Source organism: Amycolatopsis sp. NPDC114484, assembly GCF_055633755.1.
Genome location: NZ_JBVKDQ010000038.1, coordinates 1 through 24,598, shown reverse-complemented (window position 1 = coordinate 24,598; position 24,598 = coordinate 1). Strand labels below are relative to the sequence as shown.

General features: G+C 69.8%; 26 protein-coding genes and 1 tRNA gene. 15 read left to right on the top strand and 12 right to left on the bottom strand.

Features of this window, described 5'->3' with window-relative positions; translation table 11 throughout:
- The first annotated feature begins 252 nt into the window (after positions 1–252).
- The 5 genes from ACZ7SW_RS43370 (at position 253) to ACZ7SW_RS43350 (ending at position 6,078) form a co-directional block, all read left to right on the top strand.
- Positions 253–945 carry a response regulator transcription factor gene (locus ACZ7SW_RS43370; RefSeq protein WP_354742911.1) on the top strand — a complete coding sequence of 231 codons (693 nt, stop codon included), beginning with the start codon at positions 253–255 and terminating at the stop codon, positions 943–945.
- Positions 942–2,381 (top strand): sensor histidine kinase, encoded by a 1,440-nt coding sequence (locus ACZ7SW_RS43365; RefSeq protein WP_470236203.1) that lies wholly within the window; start codon positions 942–944, stop codon positions 2,379–2,381. Before ACZ7SW_RS43370 ends, ACZ7SW_RS43365 begins: the two co-directional genes overlap by 4 nt.
- Before the next feature lie 118 nt (positions 2,382–2,499).
- Positions 2,500–3,300: a DeoR/GlpR family DNA-binding transcription regulator gene (locus ACZ7SW_RS43360; protein WP_470236202.1), complete on the top strand. Its 801-nt coding sequence runs from the start codon at positions 2,500–2,502 to the stop codon at positions 3,298–3,300.
- Complete coding sequence (galT, locus tag ACZ7SW_RS43355) at positions 3,297–4,367, top strand: galactose-1-phosphate uridylyltransferase (protein ID WP_470236201.1); 1,071 nt, start codon at positions 3,297–3,299, stop codon at positions 4,365–4,367. The genes ACZ7SW_RS43360 and galT overlap by 4 nt, the downstream gene beginning before the upstream one ends.
- Before the next feature lie 79 nt (positions 4,368–4,446).
- A complete protein-coding gene (locus tag ACZ7SW_RS43350; RefSeq protein ID WP_470236200.1) occupies positions 4,447–6,078 on the top strand; it encodes a S1C family serine protease in 1,632 nt (543 codons plus the stop codon).
- A gap of 295 nt (positions 6,079–6,373) precedes the next feature.
- On the opposite strand, the gene ACZ7SW_RS43345 is transcribed toward ACZ7SW_RS43350, so the two are convergent.
- The 5 genes from ACZ7SW_RS43345 to ACZ7SW_RS43325 form a co-directional block, all read right to left on the bottom strand.
- Positions 6,374–6,826 carry a hypothetical protein gene (locus tag ACZ7SW_RS43345; RefSeq protein ID WP_470236199.1) on the bottom strand — a complete coding sequence of 151 codons (453 nt, stop codon included), beginning with the start codon at positions 6,824–6,826 and terminating at the stop codon, positions 6,374–6,376.
- Positions 6,823–7,938, bottom strand: coding sequence for a molybdopterin-dependent oxidoreductase (locus tag ACZ7SW_RS43340; RefSeq protein WP_470236242.1), 1,116 nt, complete (start codon positions 7,936–7,938; stop codon positions 6,823–6,825). The genes ACZ7SW_RS43345 and ACZ7SW_RS43340 overlap by 4 nt, the downstream gene beginning before the upstream one ends.
- Positions 7,939–8,036: 98 nt before the next feature.
- On the bottom strand, positions 8,037–8,666 hold the full coding sequence (locus ACZ7SW_RS43335; protein WP_470236198.1) for a methyltransferase domain-containing protein: 630 nt from the start codon (positions 8,664–8,666) through the stop codon (positions 8,037–8,039).
- Positions 8,663–9,334, bottom strand: a complete 672-nt coding sequence (locus ACZ7SW_RS43330) for a TIGR04282 family arsenosugar biosynthesis glycosyltransferase (protein WP_470236197.1) — start codon at positions 9,332–9,334, stop codon at positions 8,663–8,665. The genes ACZ7SW_RS43335 and ACZ7SW_RS43330 overlap by 4 nt, the downstream gene beginning before the upstream one ends.
- Complete coding sequence (locus tag ACZ7SW_RS43325) at positions 9,331–9,975, bottom strand: glycosyltransferase family 2 protein (protein WP_470236241.1); 645 nt, start codon at positions 9,973–9,975, stop codon at positions 9,331–9,333. The genes ACZ7SW_RS43330 and ACZ7SW_RS43325 overlap by 4 nt, the downstream gene beginning before the upstream one ends.
- Before the next feature lie 159 nt (positions 9,976–10,134).
- Between ACZ7SW_RS43325 and ACZ7SW_RS43320 the strand changes: the two genes are divergently transcribed.
- Genes ACZ7SW_RS43320 through ACZ7SW_RS43310 form a run of 3 tightly spaced genes read left to right on the top strand, consistent with a single transcriptional unit; the run spans position 10,135 to position 13,294 of the window.
- Complete coding sequence (locus tag ACZ7SW_RS43320) at positions 10,135–11,538, top strand: hypothetical protein (RefSeq protein WP_470236196.1); 1,404 nt, start codon at positions 10,135–10,137, stop codon at positions 11,536–11,538.
- An 8-nt stretch (positions 11,539–11,546) separates the two neighbouring features.
- Positions 11,547–12,248, top strand: a complete 702-nt coding sequence (locus ACZ7SW_RS43315) for a response regulator transcription factor (RefSeq protein WP_470236195.1) — start codon at positions 11,547–11,549, stop codon at positions 12,246–12,248.
- On the top strand, positions 12,245–13,294 hold the full coding sequence (locus ACZ7SW_RS43310) for a sensor histidine kinase (RefSeq protein ID WP_344280821.1): 1,050 nt from the start codon (positions 12,245–12,247) through the stop codon (positions 13,292–13,294). The genes ACZ7SW_RS43315 and ACZ7SW_RS43310 overlap by 4 nt, the downstream gene beginning before the upstream one ends.
- 18 nt (positions 13,295–13,312) lie before the next feature.
- On the opposite strand, the gene ACZ7SW_RS43305 is transcribed toward ACZ7SW_RS43310, so the two are convergent.
- Together ACZ7SW_RS43305 and ACZ7SW_RS43300 are read right to left on the bottom strand one after the other, a co-directional pair.
- Entirely contained in the window at positions 13,313–14,161 is an 849-nt protein-coding gene (locus tag ACZ7SW_RS43305) for an MBL fold metallo-hydrolase (protein WP_470236194.1), read from the bottom strand.
- 53 nt (positions 14,162–14,214) lie between these two features.
- Positions 14,215–15,276 (bottom strand): NAD-dependent epimerase/dehydratase family protein, encoded by a 1,062-nt coding sequence (locus ACZ7SW_RS43300; protein WP_470236193.1) that lies wholly within the window; start codon positions 15,274–15,276, stop codon positions 14,215–14,217.
- Between the two features lie 123 nt (positions 15,277–15,399).
- Between ACZ7SW_RS43300 and ACZ7SW_RS43295 the strand changes: the two genes are divergently transcribed.
- Positions 15,400–15,900 (top strand): MogA/MoaB family molybdenum cofactor biosynthesis protein, encoded by a 501-nt coding sequence (locus tag ACZ7SW_RS43295; protein WP_009083558.1) that lies wholly within the window; start codon positions 15,400–15,402, stop codon positions 15,898–15,900.
- Positions 15,901–15,964: 64 nt separating this feature from the next.
- Complete coding sequence (locus ACZ7SW_RS43290) at positions 15,965–16,138, top strand: hypothetical protein (RefSeq protein ID WP_167493483.1); 174 nt, start codon at positions 15,965–15,967, stop codon at positions 16,136–16,138.
- A 4-nt stretch (positions 16,139–16,142) separates the two neighbouring features.
- Here the strand turns inward: ACZ7SW_RS43290 and mscL are convergent, their stop codons facing one another.
- From mscL to ACZ7SW_RS43270, 4 genes are all read right to left on the bottom strand, one after another.
- Positions 16,143–16,562 (bottom strand): large-conductance mechanosensitive channel protein MscL, encoded by a 420-nt coding sequence (mscL, locus tag ACZ7SW_RS43285; protein ID WP_470236192.1) that lies wholly within the window; start codon positions 16,560–16,562, stop codon positions 16,143–16,145.
- A 74-nt stretch (positions 16,563–16,636) separates the two neighbouring features.
- Positions 16,637–17,296 (bottom strand): SAF domain-containing protein, encoded by a 660-nt coding sequence (locus ACZ7SW_RS43280; RefSeq protein WP_470236191.1) that lies wholly within the window; start codon positions 17,294–17,296, stop codon positions 16,637–16,639.
- A 129-nt stretch (positions 17,297–17,425) separates the two neighbouring features.
- Positions 17,426–17,755 carry an FmdB family zinc ribbon protein gene (locus ACZ7SW_RS43275; RefSeq protein WP_470236190.1) on the bottom strand — a complete coding sequence of 110 codons (330 nt, stop codon included), beginning with the start codon at positions 17,753–17,755 and terminating at the stop codon, positions 17,426–17,428.
- Between the two features lie 722 nt (positions 17,756–18,477).
- Entirely contained in the window at positions 18,478–19,077 is a 600-nt protein-coding gene (locus ACZ7SW_RS43270; RefSeq protein WP_470236189.1) for a 5-formyltetrahydrofolate cyclo-ligase, read from the bottom strand.
- A 24-nt stretch (positions 19,078–19,101) separates the two neighbouring features.
- Here ACZ7SW_RS43270 and ACZ7SW_RS43265 point away from each other — a divergent pair, with 24 nt between their 5' ends.
- From ACZ7SW_RS43265 to ACZ7SW_RS43245, 5 genes are all read left to right on the top strand, one after another.
- Positions 19,102–20,007 (top strand): UTP--glucose-1-phosphate uridylyltransferase, encoded by a 906-nt coding sequence (locus ACZ7SW_RS43265; RefSeq protein WP_470236188.1) that lies wholly within the window; start codon positions 19,102–19,104, stop codon positions 20,005–20,007.
- Complete coding sequence (gene glp / locus ACZ7SW_RS43260; protein ID WP_470236187.1) at positions 20,004–21,365, top strand: molybdotransferase-like divisome protein Glp; 1,362 nt, start codon at positions 20,004–20,006, stop codon at positions 21,363–21,365. Before ACZ7SW_RS43265 ends, glp begins: the two co-directional genes overlap by 4 nt.
- Before the next feature lie 3 nt (positions 21,366–21,368).
- A complete protein-coding gene (locus ACZ7SW_RS43255; RefSeq protein WP_116198910.1) occupies positions 21,369–22,028 on the top strand; it encodes a GNAT family N-acetyltransferase in 660 nt (219 codons plus the stop codon).
- 161 nt (positions 22,029–22,189) lie between these two features.
- Positions 22,190–23,005 carry a divisome protein SepX/GlpR gene (sepX, locus tag ACZ7SW_RS43250; protein ID WP_470236186.1) on the top strand — a complete coding sequence of 272 codons (816 nt, stop codon included), beginning with the start codon at positions 22,190–22,192 and terminating at the stop codon, positions 23,003–23,005.
- 73 nt (positions 23,006–23,078) lie between these two features.
- Positions 23,079–23,151 (top strand) — tRNA-Ala (locus ACZ7SW_RS43245).
- Between the two features lie 126 nt (positions 23,152–23,277).
- Here ACZ7SW_RS43245 and ACZ7SW_RS43240 read toward each other — a convergent pair.
- Entirely contained in the window at positions 23,278–24,399 is a 1,122-nt protein-coding gene (locus tag ACZ7SW_RS43240; RefSeq protein WP_470236185.1) for a hypothetical protein, read from the bottom strand.
- Between the last annotated feature and the right edge of the window lie 199 nt (positions 24,400–24,598).

Sequence of the window (24,598 nt, the reverse complement as noted above, 5' to 3'; positions counted from 1 at the left end):
GCGCGGAAGGTCCGCTGTCCCCGCTGCTGCACGCGTTGCCGATCATCCCGATGACGGCGAGTACACAGATTCCGGCCAGCCAGCCGGGCCCGGACCGTTTCCGGTTGGCCATCAGCACTCCTCGTTCTCAAGTTCAGCCGAAGGTCGCAACCGGCGCCGCACCTGTTACACGCCGCACTCCGGGGAAATGCTCTTTGTGTGTTCTGCGTGTGTTCTTAGGCGGGTCTCAGCACTCTGCGTAAGACTGACGGCATGCGCATCCTCGTAGTGGACGACGACCGTGCCGTCCGTGAATCGCTCAGGCGGTCTTTGGAGTTCAACGGCTACACCGTGGAGCTCGCGAGCGATGGTGCGCAGGCCTTGGAGACGATCCTCGCCAACCGTCCGGACGCGATGGTTCTCGACGTCATGATGCCGCGCCTCGACGGGCTCGAAGTGGCCCGCCGGCTCCGCAGCACCGGCGATGACCTGCCGATTCTCGTCCTGACCGCGCGCGACACCGTCTCCGACCGGGTCTCCGGCCTCGACGCGGGAGCCGACGACTACCTGCCCAAGCCGTTCGCGCTGGAGGAACTGCTCGCCCGGCTGCGCGCCCTGCTGCGCCGCGCCGTGCCGGACGGGCAGCAGGGCGAGACGTCGGAGGTGCTGTCGTTCGCCGACCTCACGCTCGACCCGGGCACTCGCGAGGTCCGCCGCGGCGGTCGCGAGATCAGTCTCACCCGCACCGAGTTTGCGCTGCTCGAGCTGTTCCTCTCGTACCCCAAGCACGTGCTGACCCGCGGAAGGATCCTGGAGGAAGTATGGGGTTACGACTTCCCGACGTCGGGCAACGCGCTGGAGGTCTACGTCGGCTATTTGCGCCGCAAGACGGAGGCGGACAACGAACCGAGGCTGATCCACACGGTGCGTGGAGTGGGGTACGTCCTGCGCGAGACGCCGCCGTGACCGACCATCCGGCGGGCGAGCAGGCCGCGCCGGAGGGGGAGGTCCCCGATCCGCGGGGCACCCGGTGGAGCACCCGCCGGTTCTCGCTGCGCGGCCGCGTCACGCTGCTGGCCGCCGCGTGCGTGGCGGGGGCGGTGGCGCTCGTTTCCCTGTGCGCGTACCTGGTGGTTCGCAACAACCTCCTCACCCAGCTCGACGACAATCTGCTCGCCCGCGCCCAAGCCGCGGCGAACTCGCCGCAGGTGCCGACCGACCAGCTCCGCGAGGTGCCGGGTGCGCTGCTGGCCAGCGCCGACCTGCAGATCGGCCAGCTCAACGGCGTCACCGGCGACCTGATCTATCCGCAGCCGGGCACCCGGCCGCCGGTGGGTCCGGCCGAGATGCGCGTCGCGACCGGCGTGCTGTCCCAGTCGCTGCGCACCGACGCGACCACCGGCATGCGGGTGGTCGCGGTGCCGCTCGGGCACGGGCAGGCGATCGTGCTGGCGCAGTCGATGGCTCCGACGATGCGCGCGCTGAACCAGCTGTCCGTGGTGCTGTTCCTGGTCGGCGGCGCCGGGATCGTGGTGGCCGCGGGCGCGGGCACGGCGGTCGCGCGCGCCGGGTTGCGCCCGGTCGACCGGCTGACGTCGGCTGCCGAGCGGGTGGCCGCGACCGGTGACCTGCGTCCGATCCCGGTGAGCGGCGACGACGAACTCGCCCGGCTGACGCACAGTTTCAACATCATGCTCGGCACGGTCGCGGACTCGCAGGAACGACAGCGGCAGCTCGTCGCCGACGCCGGGCACGAGCTGCGCACCCCGCTGACTTCCATGCGCACCAACCTGGAACTCCTGCTGTCGGCCAGCCGTCCGGGCGCGCCGTCGCTGCCGGAAGTGGACCGCACCGACATCGAGGCCGACATCCGCGGCCAGCTCGACGAGCTCACCCAGCTCATCGGCGACCTCGTGGAGCTGGCGCGACAGGACGAACCGCGCGAGCAGGCCGAACGCGTCGACTTGATGGAAGTGGTCGAGCGCGCGCTCGACCGGGCGCGCCGCCGGGCGGGCGAGATCGAGTTCGAGGTCGCGCTGCAGCCGTGGGTGCTCACCGGCGACAACAGCTCGCTCGAACGGGCGGTGCTGAACCTGCTGGACAACGCGGTGAAATTCTCGCCGCAGGGTTCGCGGGTGCGGGTCACGCTGCGTCCGCTCGGCGACGGCACCGCGGTGGTCGAGGTCGCGGACTCCGGTCCCGGCATCGCCGAGGAGGACTTGCCCAAGGTGTTCGACCGTTTTTACCGCTCGTCGGAGGCGCGCACGCTGCCCGGATCCGGCCTGGGGCTGGCGATCGTGAAGCACGCGGCCGAACGGCACGGCGGCACGGTTTACGCCAACCGGGCACCGGAAGGCGGCGCTCTGTTCACCATCCGGCTACCAGGGGCGCCGGTCGCCTGAATTGTTTGCCACGCTTGGCGGTCGCCCGGCAGGGGGACGCTCGATCTGCACGTCGCGCACCCCTGATGTTGAATCGTGTAGGATTTTGTGTAGTTGATGGTGTGCTTGAGGAGTGGCGGTGCTCGCGCGGCAGCGACAGGCGGTGATCCTCGAGGAAGCACGCCGGACCGGTGCGGTCCGGGTCAGTGACCTCGTCGCGAGGCTGGGCGTCTCCGATATGACGGTCCGCCGGGACCTCGACGTGCTCGCGGGCCGCGGCCTGGTCGAGAAGGTCTACGGCGGTGCGACGTCGCTGGTCGGCAAGAGCACCGACGAACCCGGGTTCGAGGCGAAGTCGGTGCGCCAGCGCGCGCAGAAGGAAGCTATCGCCGAACTGGCCGCCACTCTCGTCAAGCCGGGCACCGCGATCGGCCTGTCCGCGGGCACCACCACCTGGACGCTCGCGCACGCGCTCGACGGCATCGAGGGCCTCACCATCGTCACCAACTCGATCCAGGTCGCCGACGTGCTGCGCAGTGCCGCCCAGCCGGACCGCACGGTGGTCCTGACCGGCGGGGTGCGCACTCCGTCGGACGCGCTGGTCGGCCCGGTCGCCGTGCAGAGCCTGCGGACGCTGCACCTCGACCTGGTGTTCCTCGGCGTGCACGGGATGGCGGTGGGGCCCGGGTTCACCACCCCGAACCTCACCGAAAGCGAGACCGACCGCGCGCTGGTGGAGGCCGGACGGCGGCTGGTCGTGCTCGCCGACCACACGAAGTGGGGCACGGTCGGCATCTCCACGATCGCGGACCTGGAGGAAGCGCAGGTCGTGGTGACCGACGACGGATTGGACGACCGCGCGCGGGAAGCCCTCGCGGAGCGGGTCGGAGAACTCATGATCGCCGAAACGGCGGAGAACCTCGAGGCAGAAGAAGCGTGAAACGCACTGTGCGGCACCTGGCCGACGGCCGGGAGATCATCTATTTCGACCACACCGACGCCCACGAGCGGCTCGCCGCCGACACCCGGGACCTGCCGCCGGTCGCGGCGGCCTCGGAGATCCGCCGCGACCCGCTGACCGGCGAGTGGGTCGCGATGGCGGCGCACCGCCAGACGCGCACGTACAAGCCGCCCGCCGACCTCTGCCCGCTCTGCCCGACCCGTCCGGGCAAGCCGAGCGAGGTCCCCGAAGCCGACTACGACGTCGTCGTGTTCGAGAACCGGTTCCCGTCGTTCTCGCAGCAGGCGACCGGAGATCCGTCCACTGTGGACGGCTTGGGTCTGGTGCCGACCGCGCCGGGCCTCGGCCGCTGCGAGGTCGTGTGCTTCACCAGCGACCACGACGGCGCGTTCTCCCAGTTGACGCCGGAACAGGTTCGCCTCGTGGTGGACGCCTGGGCCGACCGCACCGCCGCGCTCGCGCAGACGCCCGGCGTCGAACAGGTCTTCCCCTTCGAGAACCGCGGCGAGGAAATCGGCGTCACGCTCTCACATCCGCACGGCCAGATCTACGGCTATCCGTTCGTCACGCCGAAGACCGAACGGATGCTGGCGGTCGCGCGGGAACACGGCGGGTCGGTGCTCGGTGACGTGCTGGCCGCGGAACAGAAATCGGGCGAGCGCGTGATCGCCACGGGCGAGCACTGGACGGCTTTCGTGCCGCCGGCCGCGCGCTGGCCGGTGCACATCCAGATCGTGCCGCACCGGCAGGTGCCGGACCTCCCAGCGCTCACCGACGCCGAGCGCGACGACTTTTCCCGCGTGTACCTGGACGTGCTGCGCCGATGCGACGCGCTGTACGACCGGCCGCTGCCTTACATCGCGGGCTGGCAGCAGGCGCCGGTGCGGCGGGACCGGGAACTGTCGTGGCTCCATTTGGAGCTGTTCTCCGTGCTGCGGGCCAAGGACAAGCTGAAGTACCTGGCCGGATCCGAATCGGGAATGGCGGTCTGGATCAACGACGCCACCCCGGAACAGATCGCGGAACGGCTTCGCGCGGCAGGCTGACCGGAAGTCACGGCATACTCATCTACGAAACACAGGTTCGACTCAGGAACCTCTCAGGCCCAGCCGCTTAGGTGAGGACATGACCGAGAACGACCCCCACGCGCCCGACTCCGCGGCGGGTCGCCAGGACCCGGGTGCCCAGCCGGGCGCCGACGGCCAGGCGGCTTGGCAGCAGACCCCGGCTCAGCCAGCGAGCCAACCCCCGTCAGCCGATTCGGCGGGCGGAGACGCGGGTCAGCAGGCTCCGGGCACGACTGCCGCGTACGGTTCGGCCGCTGAGGGCTCGGCGGGGACGCCCGGCTCTGGCACGGCGAGCGGCGACGCTTCCGGCGCTTACGGAGCGCCTGCGGGCCAGTACGGTGCCGCCCCGGCCGGTGGCGCGGCGTACGGAACCGGCGCTGCTCCGACTGGAGGCACGCCGAACCCGTGGTCCGCCCAAGGCGCGGCGTCGCCCCTCGGCGCGCCGCAGAGCGGGCAGTTCCCCGGTGCGCAGCAGCAGCCCGCGGCGGGTCAGCCGTACGGCAGCCAATACCCCGGAGGGACGCCGACTCCGCCCGCCGGATCCCCGGCCAACCCTTACGGCGCACCAGGAACCTCGGTGTACGGCGTTCCCGCGCAGCGCGAGAAGAAGGCTTCGGCGGGCAAGCTCCTCGCGAGCGTCGCCGCGATCTCGCTCGTGATCGGCGGGGTGGCCGGCGGAACCGTCGGGTACCTCACCGGCGGATCCGGTTCGTCGGTGAGTGCGCTCGACGCGCCGAAACCCGCGCAGCAGACCGGCAACGTGCCCGCCGGCTCGGTCGAATCGGTGGCGCAGAAGCTGTCGCCGAGCGTGGTCGAGCTGCAGGTGTCCGGCCGGACCGCGGCGGGCGAGGGCTCCGGCTTCGTGCTCAGCAGCGACGGCTACATCCTCACCAACAACCACGTCGTCCAGGTCGCCGCGAACGGCGGCCAGATCCAGGCCGTGTTCCAGGACGGCAAGAAGGCCGCGGCGAAAGTCGTCGGCCGGGACCCGACCACGGACATCGCCGTGGTCAAGGTGTCCGGCGTCGGCAACCTGACTCCGGTCGAGCTCGGCCGGTCCGACGACCTGCGGGTCGGGCAGCAGGTGGTGGCGATCGGCTCGCCGTACGAGCTGACCGGCACGGTCACCTCGGGCATCGTCAGCTCGCTGCACCGCCCGGTGCAGGCGGGCGGCGACGAGACCGACCAGACCACGGTGATGGACGCGATCCAGACCGACGCCGCGATCAACCCCGGCAACTCGGGCGGTCCGCTGTCGAACATGAGCGGCCAGGTCATCGGCATCAACTCGGCCATCTACAGCCCGAATTCGGGCCGCGGCCAGGGCAGCGGCGGCGAGGGCGGCAACGTCGGCATCGGCTTCGCCATCCCGATCGACCAGGCGCGCCGCACCGCGCAGGACATCATCAAGACCGGCCACGCGACCCAGACGTTCATCGGCGCGAAGGTGACTGACGCGCCCCAGGGCGGCGCCCAGCTCGGCGACATCACGCCGGGCAGCCCGGCGGAGAAAGCCGGCCTGAAGTCCGGCGATGTGGTGACCAAGATCGACAACCGCGTCATCGACAGTGCCAACACCCTCGTCGCCGCGATCCGCACGCGCGCCCCGAACGACCAGACGACCTTCACTCTCGCCGGCGGGCGCACGGTGCAGGTCACCCTCGGCGGGCAGGCGGTACCGGCCAACTAGATCGCTCGGCCGCCGAGGCGCGGCCGAGACCAGCCACGGCTCGACCCCCCTATCCGCGCTTGGGGCCGAACCTTTACAGGCCGCGCGCGACCGGAGCATCCGAGCCGGTCGCGCGTGGCCGTTTTCATTGACCAGCGACCCGAAAACCGGCTCACGCACGAAAACACGGAGAGGCTCTCCGTGCCGCCTCCGACTCGGCACGGAGAGCCTCTCCGCGTGCGGTGAGGTGCCCACGCGCCCGTCGTCCCAAACGCCGAATCTGCGGGAAAATTCCGGTACCGGAAGAAAACCCAGGTCAACTACGTGCGCGCGACCGAATTTTCCGTGCCGCCCGAGACCGGACCTGGACAATCCGGACGATCGCCGCGACCAGGACGGCACTCCACACCACCGCGAGGGTCGCCACCAGCCCCAGCCACGTGTTCCCGTCGTGCAGCCCAGGTTTCGGCGGCACGCCATAAGCACGCCACAGCAGCGGGAACGCCACGAAGCCCAGCACTGCCGTCAGCGCCGCACCGACTTGCACCGGCCCCCGCCACGGCTTCGGCAGGATTCGCGCCAGCAGCAGGCCAACCACGCCCGCGACTGGGGCGAACACCGCGTCGTTGACGATCGGACCGCCGCCGATCCACAGCAACGTCGTGAAGCTGTCCGGCCAAGCCGGTGCCGCATAGTCGAGGAACAGCACGATCCCGTACGCCAGCGCCGCTAATCCGGGCAGCGCCAGCACAATCCGCGCGGTCTTCACTGCACCTCCAGCTTCGCGACCCACTTCGTCTGCAGCACGCCCGGCCGGCTGGGCGCGATCACGCGGCACGGATAGCCATGGTCGAGGTTCAGCACCTCGCCGTTGAGTTCCAGCGCCAGCAACGTGAGCGGGTCGGCCGTGTGCTCGCCAGGCAGCACACTGACGCCGTATAGCCCGTTCTTTTCCAGCGACGACACACGCACGTCGACCCCCGGCGAACTGCCGCCCGCGCGCAGCAGATCCGGGAACGAGACGCCACGCCACGTCGCCATCTGGCTCCATCCCTCCACGCACGCGATCGGCAAGTCCACAGTGGTCTGCGGCAACGTCCGCAACTCGGCCAGCGTGAACTGCCGCGTTCCCGCTGGCGTCACCACGGACAGCCGCCACCCGGGATCCTGCGCGGCCCGCGTTACCTGCGCCGCCACGGCCGTGCGGTTGACCGGCAACTTCTGCGAGCCCTTGTCCGACCGCCACGACAACCCGGAGACGTTCCGCAGCGCGGGAACCGTCGCTCCTGCGGTAGCTAACACGGCGACGCCAGTCGCGATCCCAGTGGTGGCAAGGAACCCGCGCCGCGACAACCCCGGACCGGACGGCTCGACCGGCGCACGCTCCCGGGTCAGCGCCCGCCGGAGCACCGGGAGCTTCACCGCGACGTGCACGAGGATCGATCCGATGGCCACCCACGCCACCGCGTAGTGCACCTGCGGAAAGTAGAAGTTCCACGGGTAGTTCTGCGCGACGTTCAGCAATCCGGAACTCAGCTCGAAGAACGCCGCCCCGGAGAGGACAAGGATCGACAGCCTCTCCAGCGCGTGCGGCACCGAGCGCACCAGCGGCCGTTCGAACAGCTTCGGGTAGACGCTCCATAATTTGGCCAGCAGCAACGGAATCGCCGCGATCCCGGAGATTACATGCGCGCCCTGAGTCACCCGGTACAGCCAAACCGGCCGACTGGGCCAGAAGAACCATCCCGGCGGATGTTGGATCAAGTGGCTCAGCAGCCCGGTGACGAAGCAGATCAGGAACGCGAGCCCGAGCAAGCTGCCAACCCGGGCCGTCACGCGCTCGCCGTGCGCGCCACCCTTGAACTGCTCTGTCTTCGGCACCCGGCGATCGACAGCGCGGGCCCGTTCGCCGATCTTGGCTTGCGCTGCGGTGACCCGAGCGTCGAGCGTGTGCCACGCGGCCGTCAGCCGTCCGCGTTTCACGCGCGTGCCAGTTTCGCGAACCAGCGGTGCCCGCGACTGGTCGTCCACACAACCCGGAACCCAGTCCGTACCGCGATTTCCGCGATGGCGTCGACGCCGACCCACGCCCACGTGAACCACCGACCGTCAGCGGGATCCGGCCGCAGCCGGACGTGATCCCGGCGCACGCCGTGGCCGGGCTCCTCCAGTTCCACGAGTACGTCACCGTCCGGCGTGAGCAACTTGTGCACTCGCCGCAGCAGCGCATCGGGATCGCCGCCGATCCCGATGTTGCCGTCGGCCAGTAACACGTGATTCCATCGTCCTTCGCCGGGCAGGCGAGCGAAAACGTTGCGCTGCAACGCACTCGCCCCGCGCCGCCGCGTCAGTCGCACGGCGACTGGCGAGCTGTCCACGCCGAGGGTCACGACGCCTCGGCGCGTCAACGCGGCAGTCAGCCGACCAGGCCCGCAGCCGACGTCGAGCGTCGGACCTTCACACGCGTCGAGCAGCACGGCGTCGCCCGCGCCGCAACCGTCCGCCCAACGACCGACTGGAAGCTCGATGCGGCCACCGTTCGCGAGCTCCAGCCAGCAGTGATGGCCAAGCAGCCCGCGATCGAATTCCCGGCCGGTCGCGAGTTTCACGCCACCACCCCCACCGCGTCCACTGCGGTAGCGAACCTGCCGTCAGGCCGAATCGCGGCCACCCGCAGCGCGTCCTCCATAGTGTCCACATCGGACAGCATCGGCAGCTCGCCAACGCGCAGACCCGCACCCGTCAACGCCGCTCGGGTGCGAAACCCCGTGTCCGGACGCGACATGGGAACCCCAGCGAGCACCTGCGCCTGCCGCGGGTCAGCAAGCCCAAGCCCCCACCAGCCGCCGTCTTCAGCACCGCCCAGCACCGCGTGACTGGCTCCGGTGACGACCGGTTCGATCGCCGACGCGAACAAGGCCGGGGAGACCTGCGGCGTGTCCATGCCGATCTGCAGCACGGGCAAACCGGCGTGCACCGCGCTGGTGTCGGAGTGCGCGTTGGCCAGCCGGGTGCCGAAATCCCAGCCTCGCTGCGCGATCACCGTCGCTTTCCGCAACGCCCGGCCGATTTCGGTACCCCGCGCCGCCGCGGCGAGGTCGCCCGTCATCGCCACCACGGTGATCGCACCGTCAGTGGCGAACGCAGCGTCCAACGTGTCGAGCAGCGCGGACGCGGCGATCTCCGCTGCCTGTTCAGCCGTCGCGGGCGGGCACAACCGAGTCTTCGCGAACCCCGGCACCGGGGCTTTCGCGACCACAAGCAGGCAGAAGGTCATCGGACCAACACCCGCCCGAAGTCCCGCACCGCCCGCAACGTGCCCCGGACCGAACCGGACACCTTCGATTTCGTGCCCTGCGCCCGTTCCCGGTAGACGACGTCGAACTCCTGGACCACCCAGCCCGCGCGCTGAGCCTTCACCAACAGTTCAAGCGGATAGCCGAACGCCCGGTCCGCAACGCCGAGCGCCAGCAGTTCCCGGCGACGCACCGCCCGCAGTGGGGCGATGTCCCGGACCGGCAGCCCACGAGACCGTAAGAGGAATGACAACACGGCATTGCCTGCTCTCGCGTGCCACGGCCAAACCGCCCGGGACACTGGCACCCGCCGTCCGACCACAAGGTCGGCACCGTCCACGACTGCGGCGACGAGGCGCGGCAACTCGGCCAGATCGAGCGATCCGTCAGCGTCCGCGAAGCAGACGATGTCGGCGGTCGCGTTCTCCAGCCCGGTGTGTACGGCGGCCCCGTAGCCACGCCGAGGCTCGTCGACGACTTTCGCGCCGTGCGCAGCCGCGACGCCGGGGGAACCGTCGCTCGATCCGTTGTCCACGACGATCGCGCGATACCCCGGCGGCAGACTGGCAAGCACGCCGGGCAGCGCGGCCGCCTCGTCGAGGCAGGGGAGGACGACGTCCACTCCGAATTCGTTCACGAGGCGTACGGTAGGTCTGGAAAGGACAGTGCAGAACCCTTGCGGTGCTTACCAAATCCTGACGTCCGGCAAGATCTTACCGACTTCTCACGGATCCGCGGGAAACCCGCCGAACCGCCGCGAACGGGGTTATCGTGACCGGCGATGAGCGAGTCGACGAAGGCTGCCCGGCTCGCCGAGCCGCCGCCCCCGGTTCCCGTCCGTCCCCGGTTCCGCGCTGATCTCGTGACGGTCGGCGTCACCCTTGTGGTGATCGCCGCCGCGACCGCGGTCGGCGCGTACTACAACCGGCCAGGTTCGGGCGTGGTGATCTACGCGTTCGCGCCGCCGCTGTTCGCGCATTGGCTGCCGCACGTCGGCCCCGGCTCGGTGTTCGCCGTCCTGATCGCCGCCGGTGTCGTCCTGTACGGCCCGGCCTTGGCCGCCCGGCTGCGATGGCGGCGCGCCCTGACTGCTGGCTATCTGGCCTCCCTCGCCTGGATCTTCTCGCTCGCCATGGTGGACGGCTGGACCCGCGGCTTCACCGGCCGGCTCACCACTCCGCAGGAGTACCTGCACGAGGTCCCCGGCATCACGGACATCCCGCGTTTCCTCCGCGAATTCTCGTCGCGCATCCTCGATTTCCAGCCGAACTCGTGGACCACCCACGTATCCGGTCACCCGCCAGGCGCGACGCTCGTCTTCGTCTGGCTCGACCGGCTCGGCCTCGGCGGCGGTGCCTGGGCGTCGGCCGCGGTGGTGCTGGTGGCCGCACTGGTCGCGGTCGCGGTACCAGCGACGATCGCCCTGCTCGGCCGTCCCGAAGCAGCCCGCGCGGCGCTGCCGTTCGCCGTGCTCAGCCCCGGTGCAGTGTGGCTAGGCGTGTCCGCTGACGGCCTCTTCGCCGGCGTGACCGCCACCGGCATCGTGCTGCTCGCCCTCGCGTCGGTGGGCTTCCGGGAACGCCGTGGTTACGCCTGGCCCACAGCGTTGGCCGCCGGGATTCTCATCGGATTCGGCATCTTCCTCTCCTACGGCCTCGTCCTGCTCGGCTTGGTCGCGCTGGCCGTCGCTTTGCTTGGGAGGCAATGGCGGGCTGCGGCAGCCGCTGTCCTCGGCGCGTTGGCCGTGGTCGCCGTGTTCGCGTTCGCCGGATTCTGGTGGTTCGACGGCTACCACCTCGTGGTCGAGCGCTACTACCAAGGCGTCGCGGTAGTGCGCCCGTATTCCTACTGGGTGTGGGCCGACCTGGCCGCGATGGCGGTCGCGAGCGGGCCGGCAGTGGTCGCGGCGGCCCGCCGAGGGGTGGCTTCGGCGGTCTTCTTGCCGTCTCGCCGGACGCTCCTGCGCGATCCGGTGCTGCTGATCGTGCTCGCGGCCGTGCTCACGATCGTGTTCGCCGATTCGTCCGGCCTGTCGAAGGCTGAGGTAGAACGGATCTGGCTACCGTTCGGCGCGTGGCTGATCCCGGCCACGGCGCTGCTTCCGACGGGCCACCGCCGCTGGTGGCTTGCCGGACAGGCGGTGGTCGCGCTCGCGGTCAACCACCTGCTGTTGACGAACTGGTGAGGTGAGGCATGGAAGCCCAAGCGGGTCGCGTGCTCGTGGTCGACGACGACGAGACCGTGCGCGACGTCGTCCGCCGCTACCTCGAAACCGCCGGTTTCACCGTCGATCTGGCCGGCGACGGCGCGACAGCGCTCGCCCAGTTCGCCGAGCGCGTGCCGGACCTGGTGGTGCTCGACGTGATGATGCCCGGCCTCAACGGCCTGGAGGTCTGCCGACGGCTGCGGCAGACGAGCCAGGTGCCGATCGTCATGCTCACCGCACTGGGCGAGGAGGAAAACCGCATCGCCGGGCTGCAGCTGGGGGCCGACGATTACGTCACCAAACCGTTCAGCCCCAAGGAACTCACGCTGCGCGTGGCATCCGTGCTGCGGCGGGCCCGGATGCCACGACCCGAGCCGCCCACCGCTGAGCTGGCGGACGGCAACCTCCGGCTCCAGATGACCGCTCGCCAGGCGACGCTCGACGGCGCGGTGCTGCCGCTGACCACGCGTGAGTTCGACCTCCTCGCGTTCTTCCTCTCCCACCCCGGTGTGGCGTTCAGCCGGGCTGACCTGCTGGAGAAGGTGTGGGGCTGGGACTTCGGCGATCAGTCCACGGTGACCGTCCACGTGCGGCGGCTGCGTGAGAAAATCGAACGTGACCCGGCCAAACCGGTCCGCGTCGCGACGGTGTGGGGCGTCGGCTACCGCTACGACCGGACCCAGCCATGATCGGCTCGGGCGAGTCGGCGTGGGACATGTTCGTCCACGTCCTGCACATTCTTCCGCTCGCCTTGCTGTTCGCGCTGCCGGTGGCGGCGCTGGGCGGACTCGCGCTTTACCTGCTGCGGCACCGATCGCTGGCCACCACGATGACCACGCTCGTGCTGACTCCGATCGCGGCGATGCTGGTCGGCATCCTCGGCGTGAGCGGCTTCATGTTCACCGAGGCGCTGACCACCGAACTGCTCGTATGCCTGCTCGTGGCGCTGGTGGCGGTGCCCGCGGCGATGGTGCTGGGCCGAGTCATCGCGCGGCGCAGCGTGTGGGAACGCGAGGCGCGGGAACGCGAACGCGCGGCGGAGAAGTCGCGGCGCGAACTGGTCGCGTGGATCAGCCACGACCTTCGCAGTCCGCTGGCCGGGATCCAGGCGATGGCGGAGGCACTGGCCGACGGCGTGGTTTCGGAACGTGCCGAGGTGGCCGACTACGCCCAGCGGATCAGCGGCGAGACCACCCGGCTGTCCGGCATGGTCGGAGACTTGTTCGAGCTGTCCCGGATCACCGCGGGAGCACTCGAACTGAGCATGTCGGCGGTCCCGCTGCGCGACGTGGTGAGCGACGCGGTCGCCGCACAAGCACCGGTGGCTGACCGCAAACGCGTGCGGGTGCTGGAAAACGCGTCGGCGTGGCCGGTGGTGTCCGGCAGCGATCCGGAGCTGGCGCGGATCGTCCGGAACCTCGTGTCCAACGCCATCCGGCACACCCCGCCGGACGGCACGGTCGCCGTGCAGCTCGGCATCGACGGCGACCAGGCGCTGCTGGCCGTGGACGACGGCTGCGGCGGGATTCCGGACGACGAGATCAGCCGGGTCTTCGACGTCGCCTTCCGGGGCACGCAAGCCCGCACCCCCGACCGCAGCGGCACCACCAGCGGCGGCGGGCTGGGCCTGGCGATCGCGAAGGGTCTGGTGGAGGCACACCGGGGACGGATCGGCGTGCAGAACCACGGTCCAGGATGCCGCTTCGAGGTGCGGTTGCCGCTGGCGGCGTCCTGATCCGTCTATTGTGGACAGTCAGGGCGCGGCGACGGCCGAGATCGGCTCCACGGTGCGGTCGGTCGCGATCCGGAAGAACGGCTCGTCCGGGAAATGCGCTGCCGCGACGATCGTTCCGGTGCCGACCACCTCGCCCAGCCAGCGCCGGCGGGTCCGCTCCGCCTGCCCCGGATCGACGTCGGACGCGGCGCCGATCGACGGATCGGCCATCTGCTCCGGAATCTGGAAGACGTCACCGATCAGGACGGCGCGACGGTCCTGATCCGCGACCTCGAGCACGTAATGCCCTGGCGTGTGCCCGGGCGCATGCCGAACGGTGACGCCGGGAGCGACCATTTCGCCGTCCAGCATCGGACGCAGTTTGCCCTGGGCACGAAGAGCTTCCAGCGCTACGCGGCCGCGGTCGTGCCGCCCCGCCGGTTCGACGAACGCCGCCCAGTCGGGCGCGCCGTACCGCACTTCGGCATTCGGGAAGTACGGCTCGCCGTTCGGCGCGACCCAGCCGATGTGGTCGGCGTGCAGGTGAGTCAGCACCACGGTGTCGATGTCCGTGCGGTCGACCCCGGCTTCGGTGAGCGCGGCGGGCAAGCCTCCGGCGTGCTCCGGCTCGACGGCGCTGACCACCGGGTGCAGTTGCTCTTTGGAGTGCTGCGGCAGATGCGGCTCGCTGGACGGCCGCGGACCGAAACCGGCGTCGACGAGCACCGTGCGGCTGCCGGTCCGGATCAGGAATGCCCCGGTGACGACGGGAACAGTGCTCGGTGCCGAGCGCTTGCCCTGAAGTCCCGGGAAGAACGACGACGGCAGCTGCAGCCGTCCGTCGATCAGTGCGTGGATTTCGATATCCCCCACCACGATGGAACGCATGACCAGCATCAAGATCCGGTACGGCCGATTCATTCCGGAAAGTGATCTTCACCTCATCGGGTGACGGGTGCGCGAAGCTCCGCGGTGGCGAACGCGGCGATGCCGTCCGCGAAGGACGTTTCCGCCCGGAATCCGAGCAGCTCCCGTGCTCGGGCCGGGTCGGCGACCACATGCCGGACGTCAGCCGGCCGCGCACCGCCGACGATCCGCGGCTCCGGCCCGCCGCAGGCGCGAGCCAGCTCCCGGGCCAGGTCGCCGACGCTGTGCGGCTGTCCGGAGCAGATGTTCAGCGGAGTGAGGTCCGCCTCCGGGCCGTCGCTCCGGAGCGCCAGGACGTTCGCGCGGGCTACGTCGTCCACGTGCACGAAATCCCGCTGCTGCCGTCCGTCCTCCAGCACGGTCGGTGCCTCGCCGCGTTCCAGCGCCGAACGGAACAGCGACGCCACTCCGGCGTACGGCGTGTTCTGCGGCATCCGCGGGCCGTAGACGTTGTGGTAGCGCATCGCCCAGACCGTGCCGCCGGTCTGCCGCGCCCATGCGCCCGCGAGATGCTCTTGCGCCAGTTTTGTTGCCGCGTACGTGCTTCGAGGCGACAGCGGCGCGTTTTCGGGCACGAGTTGCCAGCCCAACTCGGCACCGCAGTGCGGACAGGTGGGTTCGAACTGCCCGGCGTCCACATCGGACTGCCGACGAGGTGACGGCGGAACGACACCGTGTTCCGCACACGCATACCGGCCCTCGCCGTACACGACCATCGACGAGGCGAGCACGAGCTTGCGTACCTTCGCCGCGTGCATCGCGGCCAGCAGCACGGCGGTGCCGTAGTCGTTGTTCAGCGCGTACGAGGGCGCGTCGGAGGGATCCACTCCGTGCCCGACCACCGCGGCCTGGTGGCAGACCGCGTCGACGCCGTCGAGCAGCTCGGCGACGATCTCGGTGTCGGTGACGTCACCGCGCAGGAAGCGGTGCCGCCGAGTGTATTCGGGTGGCGTGGTGGAGCCGTGCGCGGTGGACAGCAGGTTGTCCAGCACGACGGCCTCGTCGCCGTCGTCGGCCAGCTGGTCGGCGATCCGGGACCCGATGAACCCGGCACCGCCGGTGAGGAGCACTCGCACCTCGCCCACGTTAGGCCGCCTGCACTGGGGCGCGCGCGGCCTGCGCGGACCACGTCACCGAATCGTCAGAAATCACCGGGCCCGCGGCGGCGAAGCGGGCCCGGAACCGGATACGGTGTCGGCATGGAACGGAGCGCACAGCGGCTGGGCCGGGCCCTCGTGGTGATTGTGGACGACCGGGTCGCGCACGGGGAGCACGAGGACACCTCCGGGCCGCTCGTCACCGAGCTGCTCGAGGAGGCCGGGTTCATCGTCGACGGCGTCGTCGTGGTCGAGGCCGAGACCGCGGGCATCCGCAACGCGCTCAACACGGCGGTGATCGGCGGTGCGGACCTGGTGATCACGGTCGGCGGCACCGGAGTGTCGCCGCGCGACCGGACGCCGGACGCCACCGCCGGTGTTCTCGACCGCCCGATTCCGGGCATCGGCGAGGCCCTGCGCGCCTCGGGGCTCGCCGCGGGCGCGGTCGACGCCGGGATCTCCCGCGGCCTGGCCGGCGTTTCGGGCAGCACGCTGGTGGTCAACCTGGCCGGTTCGCGCGCGGCTGTGCGCGACGGCATGGCGACCCTCTCCTCGCTGGTCCCGCACGTGATCGACGAGCTCTCCGGCCTCGAAGAGGTCTGAGCCCGGCCGTTTCGCGGCGGATGTCTCTCTGCACTTGTCAAACAACAGGTGGGACGATGGACCCATGCCGCACGAAGAACGACGTCCCCGCGTGACCGAGGCCCAGCGCCGCCGCCGGGTCGACGAGATCTTCGGCGACGTGCTGCCGGAGACCACGTCCGATGAGCGGGGCCGGGGCCCGGAGACCACTCCGGATTCGTGGTACCTCGAGAACCGGCCCCCGCATCACGATCGCTGACCCCTCAGTGGCCGCTGCTGGAGGAGCCGTTGCCTTGCTGCGCGCGCAGCAGGTCGCGGATTTCGGTGAGCAGCTCGACGTCCGTCGGCTCGGCCGGGCCCTTCTCCTCGCCGCGCTTGCGCCGCTCCTGGACGTGCTTCATCGGCAGGACGATCAGGAAGTAGACGATCGCGGCGACGATCACGAAGTTGATCGCCGCGTTGATCACGCCGCCGAAGTCCATGAACGTCGAGTCGTTGCCGTTCAGGACGTTGAAGCCGAGGCCTTTCGCCGCGTCCGAGCCGCCGAGCGCGTTGATCAACGGCTTGATCAGGCCATTGGTGAACGCCGTGACGATCGCGGTGAACGCGGCGCCGATCACGACGGCGACCGCGAGGTCGACGACGTTGCCGCGCATCAGAAAGTCCTTGAAACCTTTCAGCACTGCTGCTCCCAGGAAAATCAGGACAGGCGTCTGGCCGTCCTGAGACAGCCGTCGCCCGTCGGGACAGGGTCGGGTTAGCGGAGAGTAACCGTTACCGGTCGTTCGAGCGAGGAAGCGGCGACCTGCGTGGCAACCTGCGCCGGCAGCGCGAGCAGTACCAGCGGACCCTTCTGCGGCGGACCCAGCGTGTGGTTCCCGGCGTCGTCGGAACGCCGGACGGTGACCACCGTGGCCCCTCTCGCCAGCACAGATGCGGAATTCGTGGTATCCGCGCCCGCGACGACGTCGACGCGCTGACCCGGCTGAAGCAGCTCGGCGACGGCCGCGTCGGCGAGCCGGACGGCGACCGTGACCGCGCCGGGTTCACCCGTTACGGGGAGGCTATTGCCGAGGAGCCGGACGTCGGTGATGGGCTCGCCGGCCCGGGCCGCGCCGGACAGAAGCCGGCCCACCGCGGCGTCGGCCGTCGAGAGCGCGCCGGACGGGCGGAGGTCTTCGGGCAGCGCGACGGTCCGCACGTCAGCAGCACGCAGGACAGAGCCCGCGGGCAGGTCGCGTGCGGAGACCACTGTCGAGGTGGCGGGTGCGCCTCGCGCGGAGGGCGGGAGAAGCAGGACGAGCAGGCCGGCCAAGAGCAAGGCCGTCGCGAGACACCGGCGGAGCATCCGGGCTCGCCGCCCGCGCGGCAGACGGACGTCAGGCAGCGCGGGAAGGCGGCTGAGCAAGGTGTTCACGGTTGTCCCCTCGTCGGTTCCGGTGCGACGGGATGCCGCACGAATCCGACGTTAAGGACGTCGCGAACCGGCCGAAAGGGTCGATTCGCGAACCTGTGGACAACTGGCCCCTTGTGGATAACTCGGGGGTCAGGAGGGCGTGGAAGCCGTTTTCGTCGTGCCCGAGGTGGAGGATGTGTTCGAGGACGAAGAAGACGTCGACGAAGAGGAGGTGGTGGACGACGAGTCGGACTTGGCGCTCTCGGTCTTGGCCGGAGTCGCGGAAGTGCTCGACTTGCTCGAATCACGCGAATCCGTGCGGTAGAACCCGCTGCCCTTGAAGACCACGCCGACCGAGCTGAAGACCTTGCGCAATGGACCGGAGCACTGCGGGCAGACGGTCAGACTGGGGTCGGAGAAGGACTGCACCGCCTCGAAGCGGTGGTCGCATTCCTTGCAGGCGTACTGGTACGTGGGCACTGAAGCTCCTTCATGCACTGGCACTCGACCTACAAGAGTGCTAACCCAATTGTGCTGGACGGCATTCCCTCAGCGCAATTACCCCTTGCTCACAGTGCTGTGGCGGAAGGGGCGGCGGCGGGTTAGCGCTGGTCAGGACATCCTAGCCGGGTGCGGCTCAGTGGCTGGACCGCGGCTGGTCCGGTCGGTTGGGCCGTCGCCGGGGCGGTTGGCGGGGTTTGGGCGGTGCTTGTGGACAGTTCGGGTGCGCCGGTTCAGGGCAGCTGCGGGTGCGGTTGCTGGGGTGGATTGTGCGCGGAGGTGTGGTTTGGGTGGTTCGCGTGGTTCGTGGGTGGACGCCGAGGCGCGCGAGCTGGGCGGAGCTGGCGAGGTGCCCGGCTGACCGTGCGCAACGGGCCTGCGAGCGACCTGGTCGGAGCTGGCGGCTGGGGTGCCTGGCGACTGTGGTGCCGGGTGGTTGTGGACGCCGGGCGTCGGCTGAGGCTGGCGGTGTGACCGTTGCCGGGGCGTCCGCGGCTGCAGGCTGCGGCTGCAGGCTTCGGTTCGGGCAGAGGGCATCGGTTGGGCCTTCGGCCGGGCGGCAGGTACCGGTTGGGCCTTCGGCCGGACGGCACGAATCGGCTAGGTCTTCGGCCGGACAACGGGTCATCGCGGCGGTCATGCGGCTCGAGCGGCGGCACCGAACCCGGCGGCCCGGTGAGGAAGTGGTCTTGACCACTTCCTCACCGGGCCGCAGCGGCTGTCGGCAGCTGAATGAGACCGGAGGGCGTCAGGACGGCGGTCATGGGCACGTCGTGGGGTTCGGCCGGGAGACGGTCGACGACCTCCTCCGCGCGCACCACAGCCACGCGGGCGGTGTCAGCCGAGGCAGTCAGGGTGCGGTCATAGTAGCCGGCTCCGCGGCCGAGGCGGGTGCCGTAGCGGTCGACGGCCAGGGCTGGGATCAGCAGCACCTGTGCCGAGGCCACCGCGCTGGTGCCCAGTCGTGGGCCTGACGGTTCCAGGATGCCGCGGAGGCGGCCAGGGACCAGGGCGTCCGGGCCGGTGTACGCGGCCCAGTCGAGCGGGCCGGGAGTGTCCGGGATAACGGGCAGCAGGACGCGTGCGCCGGTCGCGGCCAGGGCGTTTACCAGGGAGATTTGGCCGGGCTCGGTGCCGAAAGGGAGGTACGCGCACACCGTTTCCGCGTGGATTGACGCTGCTGCGGTCGCCAGGGCGGCTGCCTCGCGAGCGTGGGCTTCGGGGGGCAGTTCGGCGCGGGCGCGAAGGATTCGTGTCCGCCACTCCGCCTTGCTCGGGGTCTCATTGCCCGGCTCGTGCATGAGACCAGGTTAGGCTTTGCGCCCATGACGGGCGCCTCAACCACCCAGACCTTCAGAACCGCCATCGTGCCTGCCGCAGGCCTCGGCACGCGATTCCTGCCGACCACGAAAGCGGTGCCCAAAGAGCTGCTGCCGGTGGTCGACACGCCGGGGATCGAGATCGTCGCGGCCGAGGCGGCGAGTGCGGGCGCGAAGCGGCTGGTGATCGTCACCTCGCCGGGCAAGGAAGCCGTCGTCCGGTACTTCGAGGCGAAACCGGACCTGGAGAAGACGCTCGAGGACAAGGGCAAGACCGAACTGCTGGCGAAGGTCCGCCGCGGGCCGGAACTGCTGGACGTCGAGGTCGCGATCCAGGAGCAGGCCCTCGGGCTCGGGCACGCTGTCGCGCAGGCCGAGCCGAACCTGACCGACGAGGACACCGCCGTCGCCGTGCTCCTGCCCGACGACCTCGTGTTGCCCGCCGGGGTCCTCGACCGGATGTCGGCCGTCCGCGCCCAGTACGGCGGAAGCGTGCTGTGCGCCTTCGACATCCCGAAGGAGCAGATCTCCCCGTACGGCGTCTTCGACGTCACCGAAACCGACGACCCGGACGTCAAACAGGTCCACGGCATGGTCGAGAAGCCCAAGCCGGAGGACGCGCCGTCGACCTACGCCGCGGCCGGGCGGTACCTGCTCGACCGGGCGATTTTCGACGCGCTGCGCCGGATCGAGCCCGGCGCGGGCGGCGAGCTGCAGCTCACCGACGCTGTCGCGCTGCTGATTCAGGAGGGACACCCCGTGCACATCGTCGTCCACCGCGGCGGGCGGCACGACCTGGGCAACCCGGGCGGATTCCTGCGCGCCGCTGTCGATTTCGCGCTCGAGGACCCGGATTACGGGCCGTCGCTGCGCGCCTGGCTGACCGAACGGATCGGAAACGATCGCCCATGACGGACTCCCTCGATTCCACCCCGGCCACCCCGACCGAAGAAGCCGTGGCGACTGAACCGGTGGTTCAGGCCGTCGCCGCGGCGGAATCGGCGGAAATCATTGTCCCGGCGGAAGAATCCGCTGAGTCCGGAGATTTCCGCTCGGTCGAGGAGCAGATCGCGCTGACCCTCGACGCCGCCGTGCGCCCGCGGCCGGTTCGCGTCGCGATCTCCGAAGCGCAGGGCTTGCTCTGCGCGGAGGAAGTCGTCGCCGAGCACGCGCTGCCGGGGTTCGACCAGGCCGCTGTGGACGGGTACGCGGTCCGGAGCGTCGACGTGCGCATGGCCGGGCAGGAACCGGTCCAGCTGCCGGTCGTCGGCGAAATCCCGGCTGGCTCGCGTCAGCCGCGCCGGTTGCAGCCTGGCCAGGCGGTCCGGGTCGACACTGGCGCGCCGCTGCCGACGCTCGCGGACGCCGTGGTCCCGACCGCTTACACCGACGGCCACCAGGCCAAGGTCACCGTGAACCGGTCCGTGCCGTCGGCCGGCTACGTGCGCCGGGCTGGCGAGGACGTGCAGATCGGCGACGTCGCGGTCCGCAAGGGCGACACCATCGGCTCCGCGCAGGTCGGGCTGCTGGCCGCGGTGGGCCGCGCGAAAGTGCTGGTCTACCCGCGGCCGCGGGTGTCGATCGTGTCGGTCGGCGACGAGCTGGTCGATATCGACCGCACGCCGTCGGTCGGCCAGGTCTACGACGTCAACTCGTACGCGCTGGCCGCGGCCGCGCGCGACGCCGGCGCCGAGGTGAGCCGGGTCGGCATCGTGCCGGGCGACCCGAAGCGGCTGCGCGAGGTCGTCGAGGGACGGCTGCTGATGTCCGAGATCGTGGTCGTCGCGGGCGGGGCTGGCGGTTCTTCCGGCGACGAAGTACACGCCGCGCTGTCCGATCTCGGGCACATCGACCTGACCCGGGTCGCGATGCACCCAGGTTCGGTGCAGGGCTTCGGCAGGCTCGGCCCGGATTCGGTGCCGACCTTCCTCATCCCGGGCAACCCGATGAGCGCGCTCGTGGTGTTCGAGGTGCTAGTGCGGCCGCTGATCCGCACCGCGCGCGGCACCCGCAACCCGCACCGCCGAGTGGTCGGGGCGCGGCTGCTGTCGTCGATCACCTCGACGAAGGGCCGTCGCGGCTACCTGCGCGGCCAGCTGCTGCGCGACGAAGCGAACGGCGAGTACCTGGTGCAGCCGCTCGGCACGTCGGGCGCGCACCTGCTCGCGTCGCTGGCCGAGGCGAACTGCCTCATCATCGTCGAGGAGGATCTCACCGAGGTGGCCGCGGGCGACCAGGTCAAGGTCACCTTCCTCGCCCAGCGCGCCTGATCCGTGGCCGCACTCGCCGACTCTGTCGAAAACCGGCACCCCGGCTGGCCCGCCACGCTCGGCCCCCTGCGCATCCCGGCAGGCGTGCTCGCCGTGCGCCCGGTGCGGCTGCGCGACGCCGGCGAGTGGAGCCGCGTCCGGTTGCGCGACCGCGAGCACCTCGAAGAGTGGGAGCCGACCGGGATCGGGCCGTGGGCCGACCGCAACGCGTTCTGGTCGTGGCCGTCGCAGTGGGCGGCGCTGCGCGGGCTGGCGCGGCGGGGCCAGTGCCTGCCGTTCACGATCACGGTTGACGGAAAGTTCGCGGGCCAGATCACTGTCGGTAATGTGATCCGCGCCGCACTCCGGTCGGCCTGGATCGGGTACTGGGTGTCGTCCGAGATCGTCCGGGGAGGCGTGGCCACCGCGGCCGTCGCGCTCGTGACAGATCACGCTTTCGATGTCGCCGGCCTGCACCGGCTGGAAGCGACCGTGCGGCCGGAGAACAACGCCAGCATCCGCGTGCTCACGAAGGCCGGGTATCGGCAGGAAGGGCTGTTCGAGCGGTACCTCGACGTCGCCGGAGCCTGGCGTGACCACCTGTGTTTCGCCGTGACGAAAGAGGAGACCGGCGACGGGCTGGTGTCCCGGCTGGTGGCCTCCGGACGCGCCGACCTGGCCTGACGGTGACTACGCGTTCTAAACCGATCACGCGTTACCACATCCTGTGAGATTCACCTAATGCGGTGATGCATTTTCGTGATCGAACCCGGCGAGTCTGCGCCTCCTGTGTGACTGTTGTGGCTAGCGTGACTACAGCAGAGGATCGGGGGAGGTGACGGGAGATGCCCAGCTCGGTGATCATCGTCGCGCTCGCCGCGGCATGGCTCGTCGTTCTCGTGCCCATGGTGGCTCGCAAACGCCAGCAAGTCGCGCGGACGCCTACCTCCGCGCTGGCCGCCCGGGTAGTACGAAGGGGCAGTGCTCGCAACGAGGGACAGGAGGACGACGCCGTGCCCGACAATGCGAATCCTTCGGTGGAGGATGACCTCGCCGAACTCGAGGCGGAACTCGACGCTGACCTGGACGAGGAGCCCGAACCCGAGCCGGAGCCGCTCCCGCAGCCCGCGCGCGCGGAACGTGCCGCCGAGCCGCGCCGCGAACGCCGCAGCTACCGGCCCGGCCGAGGCGGCTTCGACCCGGAAGCGGCGGAGATCGCGGCCAAGGCCAAGTACGCGTTCCGCCAGCGAGTAGTCGTGATCCTGCTGATCGCCGCCGTCGTGACGGCCGCGATCGCCGGATTCGCGATCTCGCTCGCCTGGTGGGCACACGCCGCGGTCGACATCGCCCTCGTCGGCTACCTCGTGTACCTCCGCCGTCAGGTCCGCATCGAGAACGAGATCCGCCAGCGCCGGATGGCCCGCTACTCGACGACCGCGCCCGCTCCTTCTCCCGAGGCGTACGACTCTTTCGAGGAGGAAGAGGAGGACGTCGAGGTCGTCGCACCCGAGGTGCCGCGCGACATCGTGGAGCGCAAACCGTCCCCGATGTCCCGCATCCGCCGCCAGGCGGTCGTGGTCGACCTGGACGACGAGGACCCCGCGTTCGAGGAACTCGCCGAGCCCACCGCGGGCCCGTACCGCCGGGCAGTCGGAGAGTGACCCCCGCTGTTCGGTGCCTGGAGGGCGCTGCTAAGCTTTCCAAGCACTGAACAACAGGGGCTCACGCTCCTGAGGGGCTGTAGCGCAGTTGGTAGCGCGTCTCGTTCGCATCGAGAAGGTCAGGGGTTCGATTCCCCTCAGCTCCACCCCGTTAGCAAAAGAGCCTCGTCTGCTGAAAGCGCAGACGGGGCTCTTTTCGTAGTGTCTCTTGGGACCGCTCCCGAACCCCGTGGTCACTTTGGGTGGGCAGTGGCCACATTTAACAGTCCGCTCTAATAGGTTTCGGGCCGGTACCTCATCTCGACTGGTTCAGGCACATGCTTCATGAACTTCTGCAGCTCATACGCTGGAAGGTCAGGTGCCTTCGGCCAAGCTGGCAACGTGCTGATCGGGTCGAGACGATTGGCTACTCCGGCGAGCCACGTCGCCCACTTGAGGGCGTCCTCGACGGCTTGCTCGTCTGCGCCGTCGTTGACCGCTTCGGCGATTTTGCCTTCCATCGCCGCGATGTAGCCGCGCAGTTCGCACGCTTCCTGCCAGCGTTCCACTTGGCGCTTCATTACTTCTAGCCGATGTGCTTCGGCTGCGCGGACTCGAGCACGTTCTCGCTCTTGCTCTACCGCTTCCTCGTGCCTCGCTTCCGCCTTAGCCTTCGCCTCGCGTCGGAGTCGCAGATCGTCCGCGCGGACGGTTACCTCTCGCAGGAGTTCGGGCAGCTTCTCCTCCAGCGTCCATGACGCGCGGTCGGCCCAGAAAGATCGACGTTCCGTGTGGACTGGTCCGCCGAGGTCGATGCGGAGGCGTCCGCTGGGCACGCGGTCGTGGCTCGGGATCCGTGTCCAGGAGTAGCGCGCCTTGTCCGCCAGTTCTTTGGCGGTCGGGATGTGCTCCACTCGATCGTCCTCTTCGGAGATCCGCAGCGGCACGGTCTCTTTGCCGTGCACGAGGAGGAGGTGCCAGAGCTCCCGGCGATGATTGTCCTGGGGTCTGGGCAGGTGTGCGGAAGCGGTGAATCCGCGGCGCTCGGCTTCTGTGGCGATGGCGTGAAGGAGCCGGGCGGCACGTCCGGTTGGGCCCATGTCGAGGCAGCCTGCCTTCCGCATCGCAGACACCGCTGAGTGATAACGGTTCACCTTCTCCGGCACTGGGACCGGTACGAGTGGCGCGTCCGCACCGACCGGGCCGTCCTCCAGCGCGATCACGTGGTGGCTGGGGTTGGTCCAATGGTCCCCTTCACGGACGACCTTGTGCACCAGTCGTTTCCCCGGCGGAGTCTTGCTCGCGCGATTGGCCTGACTGGCTAGCCTCGCCAGCTCCCAGGCGGCATCACGACCAGGCATGGAGCTCGGGTCGACCCTCAACGTTCCACCAGCGGCGATCACATCGGCGACCAACTGCTCCGTGGCCGGGACCTTCCTCCGTTTAGCTGGCTCCGGTGCTTCAGGGCGTGCGGTATCAGCACTGCGTTTCACCGAGGTGGTGTGTTCAGTTCTGGGCGTCTTAGAGCGTGTCTCACTTGGATGGCGGTTGAGGTGCGAGCATGATCATGACTTGTGATGGACGAGTTGTCGCGACGATTGGTGCCCGACGAGT

Coding starts and splice junctions, on each gene's coding strand:
- ACZ7SW_RS43370 (WP_354742911.1), top strand. CDS start 253: ATGCGCATCCTCGTAGTGGACGACGACCGTGCCGTCCGTGAATCGCTC.
- ACZ7SW_RS43350 (WP_470236200.1), top strand. CDS start 4,447: ATGACCGAGAACGACCCCCACGCGCCCGACTCCGCGGCGGGTCGCCAG.
- ACZ7SW_RS43330 (WP_470236197.1), bottom strand. CDS start 9,334: ATGACCTTCTGCCTGCTTGTGGTCGCGAAAGCCCCGGTGCCGGGGTTC.
- ACZ7SW_RS43320 (WP_470236196.1), top strand. CDS start 10,135: ATGAGCGAGTCGACGAAGGCTGCCCGGCTCGCCGAGCCGCCGCCCCCG.
- ACZ7SW_RS43315 (WP_470236195.1), top strand. CDS start 11,547: ATGGAAGCCCAAGCGGGTCGCGTGCTCGTGGTCGACGACGACGAGACC.
- ACZ7SW_RS43310 (WP_344280821.1), top strand. CDS start 12,245: ATGATCGGCTCGGGCGAGTCGGCGTGGGACATGTTCGTCCACGTCCTG.
- ACZ7SW_RS43305 (WP_470236194.1), bottom strand. CDS start 14,161: ATGCGTTCCATCGTGGTGGGGGATATCGAAATCCACGCACTGATCGAC.
- ACZ7SW_RS43295 (WP_009083558.1), top strand. CDS start 15,400: ATGGAACGGAGCGCACAGCGGCTGGGCCGGGCCCTCGTGGTGATTGTG.
- ACZ7SW_RS43290 (WP_167493483.1), top strand. CDS start 15,965: ATGCCGCACGAAGAACGACGTCCCCGCGTGACCGAGGCCCAGCGCCGC.
- ACZ7SW_RS43270 (WP_470236189.1), bottom strand. CDS start 19,077: ATGCACGAGCCGGGCAATGAGACCCCGAGCAAGGCGGAGTGGCGGACA.
- ACZ7SW_RS43265 (WP_470236188.1), top strand. CDS start 19,102: ATGACGGGCGCCTCAACCACCCAGACCTTCAGAACCGCCATCGTGCCT.
- glp (WP_470236187.1), top strand. CDS start 20,004: ATGACGGACTCCCTCGATTCCACCCCGGCCACCCCGACCGAAGAAGCC.
- sepX (WP_470236186.1), top strand. CDS start 22,190: ATGCCCAGCTCGGTGATCATCGTCGCGCTCGCCGCGGCATGGCTCGTC.